The organism is Arsenicicoccus sp. UBA7492 (assembly GCF_002479615.1).
Taxonomy (GTDB): domain Bacteria; phylum Actinomycetota; class Actinomycetes; order Actinomycetales; family Dermatophilaceae; genus Arsenicicoccus; species Arsenicicoccus bolidensis.
Map to the genome: position 1 here is coordinate 1 of NZ_DLOE01000017.1, position 5,741 is coordinate 5,741.

Sequence of the window (5,741 nt, forward strand, 5' to 3'; positions counted from 1 at the left end):
AAGTGGGGTTGACATAGCCAGAGGGGTCTGGTGCGGGCGACGTTCAGGGACTGGACGGATGCGGATGAGGCCGGCTACGAGTCGGTGACTCACTTCGTGGCCGACTCTCATGGCACGGAGATGGTCCGGCGCGCGATCGGGTCGACGGAGTTCATCAACACCGATTTGGCGTGGGGAGCAGTCGGGCTCGCCGTCGACATGGCGTGTGCTGGTGTCCGTGACGCTGCGGCGCGTCATGACCGACGACTACGAGTGGGGTACCGAGTACACGTACGTCCTGGCCGACCCCACGGCCGAGCAGTCCGCCGAGCTCACCGCCGTTCTGGACCGGGTGGGTGCCCGCCGCCGAGCCAAGCAGATCCATCGGCACGTGATCGAGCACAGCATCGGGCTGGAGGGGGTCGATGTCCCCGTCGTGCTTGCCGAGCCGATGCTGTGTGGAGGGCCGACCTTGTACGGCACCGGGAGCTGGTTCGTGATCACGGACACTCATATCTGGGCGGTCACCAACAACGGCAGGGACGGTGACGACTGGAGCCGCAACAACGTATGGACCGGTGGGGCTGGCGCGGTCGGGCACCGCGTCCCGCTCGAGGAGGCGCTGGCTGGTGAGATTCGCGGCCTGCACGAGAAGGGCGTCGTCCTGTGAGTGGGTCGTTGGACAGCCGGCGGCGAGCGGCTGCCGCGCGAGCGGGCTATGACAGGCTGGCCTGGGCGGACAATGTCAACGCGGGCCGGCGCTGGTGCCATCGCTGCCAGTGCTTCCACCCCGCCGGGGAGTTCGGGAAGGACAGCTCGCGGTGGGACGGCATGGCTGGTTCCTGCCGGTCCAGCCGACGGCCCTCCCTGACCACTAGGAGCAGTGATGATGTCTGAGCTGATCTCGGGGCCGGAGGTGGCGGCTCGGCGGCTCGCGCTTGGGCTCAGTCAGGCCGCGCTCGCTGACGTGTTGGGGGTCAAGCAGGCCACGGTGTCTCGGTGGGAGGCCGGGGCGCGGGTCCCGGGGGCCGGTGTTGATGCTGAGCTGGCCGTCCTTGAGGACCAGCTTGAGCAGCTGGTCGAGCAGCAGGTGCGTGGCGACGGGGTGGTCTACCCGGCGGCTGGGGGTGTGCCGTGGGACGTGCTGGGGGCGGTGGCGGCCGCCCGCGCGGGCGTGGCTCGGCGGCGCGGGGCGATGTCGCCCTCACGTGGCCGCGCGACCGCGTTCCCTAGCGGGGTTGAGCCGCGGGAATGGCGCAGCCTGGCTGCCGTGGCGCGGATCCGCGCTGAGGAGACCCGCCGCCACGGCCTCGACTTCGAGGCGATCTCCGACGAGCGGTGGGACGCGATCGCGGACGGCCGCGCGGGTTGCAGGCCGAGGTCGGCTACGGCTACGGGCCTAGGGGGTGTCCTGGGCCAGGATCTGGGCCGTGCGGGACCTGCTGAGCCCGACGGCGCGGCCGGCGGCTGAGACCGGTAGGCCCTCCTCGAGCAGGGAGCGGATGCGTCGGGCCCTGCCGGCAGGGTCGGCGGCCAGGTCGCGAGCCTGAGCGCGTTGCAGATCATGGTGATGAGCGCGCAGGCAGTCGTGACACAGCACCGTGCCGTAACGGCGGGAGGGGGTGCTGGGCTGCTGGCAGCCAGGGCACCGCGGGGTGGTCATGCCCTCCATCGTGCTCGTATCCCGGGGAACGGGCCGGTGGCCGTCCACAGCCAGCCGCGGGGTGGGTGCGTCGGCCCGCCCCGCTCGAGGTGGTCTGCCAGGCTGGGGGCATGGGGATCTTCTCTCGCCTGATGGGCTGGACCACGACGCCTGTGCCACGGCAGGGGCCGTCTGGTCGTTCTGAGGCGGTGTCCTCCCGTCACTCCGGTGGCGCCCGGGATCGCGTGGTGACGGTGGCGTTCCGGCCCCTGGACGACCTGCGACCGATCCCGGACCCGTGGCCTTGGGCGGCCTACTCCTACCAGTGGCCGTTCGATGACGAACCCTCGATCGGCGACTGGGCGATCGCGCCCGGGATAGACAGCCCCACGCCGGTGGTCGTGGTCAGCCTCGAGCGAAGCGAAGCATCACGGGGGATGACGCTCGCCTCCCTGATCCGGCCGATGGCGCACGACGAGGTCGAGCAGGTCCGGGGACCTGTCCGAGACCGGACTTTACGCTTCCTGGAGCACGCCCGGCTCCAGGCGGGGCTACCGCCGCTGCACGGTGGCCTGATGCCCGACGTGCCCAGCGAGTTCACGGCCGTGGCGGCCGCTCGAGGGGACGCCACGCTGGAGCAGGCCAGCGCGTATGCCGACGCCTGGTGGCAGGCCACCAGGCTCGCCAGGCAGATGGGCCGCGACGTCGACGAGGTCGACGCCTTCGCGGAGGCCGGGCGCTACTGGGGGCGTGTGCGTAGCCGGCTGTGGAAGGTCCAGCACGACGGGGATTTGGAGCGCGAGCTCGAGAAGGTCGACGTCGCCCAGGTTGCTACCGCCCTCGCCGGGCGCACCGCCGCCCAGATCGACAGCCTCCAGCTGGCCGGCAAGGCGCTGCACGAGTGGCTCGAAGTCGTGCAGGCCCTCGAGCGGGCCGGCCGGGGGGAGGAGGCGCTGCAGCTCGTCGAGGTGCTGATCGAGGCCGCCGAGCAGGAGGCTGCGCGGTCTGGGCGGGAGCCGGCGCCGGCCTACACCGAACGGGCTGCGATCATGCTCCGCCGGCGCAAGGACTACGACGCGGAGATCCGAGTGCTGCAGCGGTGGGAGGCATTCTGCCCGCCCGAGCGGCGTGGCCCAGGGGCCACACAGCAGAAGCTCGCCGCCAGGCTGGTCAAGGCTCGCCAGCTCGCGGCCAAGACCCGCTGAGGATGCCGAGCGGCATCCACCTCAACGTCACCGGCGGGAAGGCCCCATCTTCCCCCGCACCAGGGGGCGTCGGCCGGCTCGTGGTCAGGGCCGGTAGGTTCGCTCCTGCACGAGAGCGCGCAGAGCAGCGTGGGAGCAGGTGACCTCGTCTCGCAGGATCTGGTTGAGGGAATGACCCTCGATGTCGTCGTGGACGGACAACCGGGCCAAGGGGGTCCTCGTGGCCATGGCGTAGGCGTCGCGGATCGCGTCGTAGAAGGCTCGCTGCTTCCAGCGAGACAGGTCTTCAGAGGAGTCGAGGCCGCGCACGGCAGCTGGGCCAAACATGAGTCGCGAGGATTGCGTCGACCGGCCCCCGAGGCTGCTGGAGGCTTGGTCGCAGGCGTGCTCGTAGTCATCGCAGTAGCCGGAGTAGAAGCGGGCCCAGGGCAGGACGTCGGCCCAGTCGTCGTCAAGCGTGCGCTTGCGGTAACGGTTGAAATGCTGCTCCTCGTCCAGCTCGACCAGGACGCCATCCAGGGCCATGTCCCAGCCACCGGGCGCCCACCGCTCCGGCGACACCGACATCCTCCCACCCAGGTCCCGGTAGGTGCGCTCGAGCACCTCGGCGAGGTCTCCCAAATGTTGCATCCGAGGACGTGCCGGCCGGTCCGACGTGGTCATGCCCGCCGCGTCGAGCAACTGGCACAGCTTCTTCTCACGTTCACCAGGGGTGGTCATGAGCAGATCCTGCTCATGCCGGCGCTGGTCGACCAGAGATTGGCCCGGACGTGGCCCGGAAGGACTAGCCAGTAGCCGGCACCATACGGGTGCGGTGGTGTGTTCAGGCAGGACCTGGACTGGTGTCGGGGTGACGGTCTCTGGCGGCGCTGACGGCGGTGGTGATGGCCTCCGGGCTGGGGAGCAGCCCGGAGGGGGACAGGTAGAGCCTGGCAGGTGTCGGCGGACATGGGGCCGGTGACGGTGCCCAGAGCGCATTCGACGACGATGTCGTCGCGGGTGCCGGTGAGCAGGATCCCGATGGAGGGGACGTCGCCGTGGTCGGGTCCGCGCCACTACTCGCGCTATCGGCCTATTCGGACGTAGCGAAGCAAACCCCAGATGAGCACCATCGGGAGCGCAATAACCATTCCCTGCCGAGCCCATCCGCTATCTCCGGCGATTGCCCAGGTGATGGCCGGGGCGGCTGCCACGAGCCAGCCGATGATGGCTGCACGGCCGAACCGGAATGAGCCTGACGCAAGATCGCTGCACAGGCGGCCACCGAACAAAGCCGCCATCCCGCCACCGAGCAAGCCCACGACGGCGCGGGGCGCGTCACCTGGGAGATGCGCAATATAGAGGCCTCCCGCGACCGTAACCGCGCTGTGCAGCACGGAGAACCACCTGTCGGCCCGCCAGTCGGGGGCTGAAGCCGCGGCCTCCTCAGCCGACTTGTAGATGCGCCAAGCGCCGGGAACCTCTGCCCACGCGAGCCAACGGAACCGCTGGACGGCCCACCAGCCCGCGAGCACCGCACCCAGAGCGAGGAGAACGTACGCACCCGGGAGGTCGGTGAGTGCGGGCCGCGAGGCCGCCCACGCCAGAGCCGCCAGGCAAGCGAGTTTCAGCCCAAGCCGTGCCGTATGCCCGGCAAGCCAGTATGCCCGCGCGCGTCCCTTCACTGCCGAGGGGTGCTCAACCCGAACTGCGGTCGTGGTCATGACGTTCTCTCCTTCGGTCACCACTTCGGATCACTCCACCGAGGGCCGTTGGCCGGCCCAGGGAGAGGTAGAGCAGGACGAGCTCGTGGTTGACCCGCCGCACGGTGGTGACCTGGACGGCGCGGATGCTGGCCACGGTAGCGGCCAGCAGCTCGGGGTAGCCCTGCGGCAGGGGCTCGGGTCCGGCACAGGTGCACTTACCACCTCCCGGCACCTGTGCCGGTGTTATGGCTTGTATGGGTGTAGTGAGGTTTTCTCACCAGCGGCCTCGAGTCATGGTGGCAATGACGAGGGCGGCGGCGACGATCGCGCCGATGCGGGCTGGGTCGAGGGTGATGTGGCGTAGGGCCCGGTACTTCTTCAGGATGGCGTTGGCGCGTTCGGCGGGCGCGCGTAGCGCGCGTTGCAACCGGTTGGTGGTGCGGTTACCGCGGTCGAGGTTGTGGCCCTTGATGGGGGTGTGGATGCCGATGCCGGCGCCGTGGTAGCCCTTGTCCGCCAGCGTGGGCAGGCCTTTCGCGGCGGCGGGATACAGCAGGGGGAAGGCGTGGGTGCGGGCAGTGGTGATGTCGTGGGTGGACCCTGGCTCGACCGGGCTGGTCCAGATCGGGAATCCGGTGTGGTCGGTGAGGACCTGGACGTTCCCGCCGTGCGCGTGGTGCTTGCCCGAGTACCAGATGTCGTACCCCTTCACAGCGCCGTTCCCGCTGGTCGAGCGGGCAGAGCACCGGTTGGTGCGGATGAGGGTGCCGTCCAGGCAGACGAACGGCGCGGCGGTGTCGAGCTGGTCGGCAAGGACGTCTTCCAAGGTGGGGGCGCGGTCGGCGATGACGTCGATGGCCTCGTGCAGGTACCGGTACGCCGTCGCTTGGGACAGGCCGTGGTCGGCGGCGAGGCGGTGAACAGGGGTGGCGTCGATCAGCCAGCGCAGGAACAACACGGCTTGCGTCCAGCACGTCGCGGCCCGCTGCCAGGGGCGCGCGTCGTGGACCGTGCGGTGATGCTGAAGCCACGCCGACACGCGGCGCACGACGACGAGGGGAACGGGCAGGGTGGCACGATAGGACAGCACGCGGGGCTCGGTTCGGGCGAGGGGACAGAGGTGAAACCGAGCCTGGTCACCGGGCCCCGCCTGCGCCTATCCGACACGCCGTCCCCGCAGGTCACAGCCCTGCCGCACCGTCGAACGCCAAGCCTGGTGAGAAATCCTCA

Annotated in this window: 6 protein-coding genes; 3 read left to right on the forward strand and 3 right to left on the reverse strand. The window is 70.0% G+C overall.

All coding sequences use genetic code 11. The annotated features are described in order from the left end of the window. The first annotated feature begins 211 nt into the window (after window positions 1-211). The 3 genes from B4E97_RS04630 to B4E97_RS04640 all read left to right on the forward strand — a co-directional run bounded on the left by B4E97_RS04630 (window position 212) and on the right by B4E97_RS04640 (window position 2,826). Entirely contained in the window at window positions 212-649 is a 438-nt protein-coding gene (locus B4E97_RS04630; RefSeq protein WP_286958871.1) for a hypothetical protein, read from the forward strand. Window positions 650-865: 216 nt separating this feature from the next. Then, entirely contained in the window at window positions 866-1,450 is a 585-nt protein-coding gene (locus B4E97_RS04635; protein WP_286958872.1) for a helix-turn-helix domain-containing protein, read from the forward strand. Window positions 1,451-1,830: 380 nt separating this feature from the next. Further along, window positions 1,831-2,826: a hypothetical protein gene (locus B4E97_RS04640; protein ID WP_286958874.1), complete on the forward strand. Its 996-nt coding sequence runs from the start codon at window positions 1,831-1,833 to the stop codon at window positions 2,824-2,826. An 84-nt stretch (window positions 2,827-2,910) separates the two neighbouring features. Here B4E97_RS04640 and B4E97_RS04645 read toward each other — a convergent pair whose 3' ends face one another. The 3 genes from B4E97_RS04645 to B4E97_RS04655 form a co-directional block, all read right to left on the reverse strand. Continuing rightward, window positions 2,911-3,546, reverse strand: coding sequence for a DUF7255 family protein (locus B4E97_RS04645; protein WP_286958875.1), 636 nt, complete (start codon window positions 3,544-3,546; stop codon window positions 2,911-2,913). A 344-nt stretch (window positions 3,547-3,890) separates the two neighbouring features. Beyond that, window positions 3,891-4,529, reverse strand: a complete 639-nt coding sequence (locus B4E97_RS04650) for a hypothetical protein (protein ID WP_286958877.1) — start codon at window positions 4,527-4,529, stop codon at window positions 3,891-3,893. A 256-nt stretch (window positions 4,530-4,785) separates the two neighbouring features. Then, window positions 4,786-5,601 (reverse strand): transposase family protein, encoded by an 816-nt coding sequence (locus B4E97_RS04655; RefSeq protein ID WP_286958878.1) that lies wholly within the window; start codon window positions 5,599-5,601, stop codon window positions 4,786-4,788. Window positions 5,602-5,741 lie beyond the last annotated feature (140 nt).

Bases quoted from the DNA above. Each gene is read 5' to 3' on its own strand.
- B4E97_RS04635 (WP_286958872.1), top strand. From the start codon at position 866: ATGATGTCTGAGCTGATCTCGGGGCCGGAGGTGGCGGCTCGGCGGCTC.
- B4E97_RS04645 (WP_286958875.1), bottom strand. From the start codon at position 3,546: ATGACCACCCCTGGTGAACGTGAGAAGAAGCTGTGCCAGTTGCTCGAC.
- B4E97_RS04650 (WP_286958877.1), bottom strand. From the start codon at position 4,529: ATGACCACGACCGCAGTTCGGGTTGAGCACCCCTCGGCAGTGAAGGGA.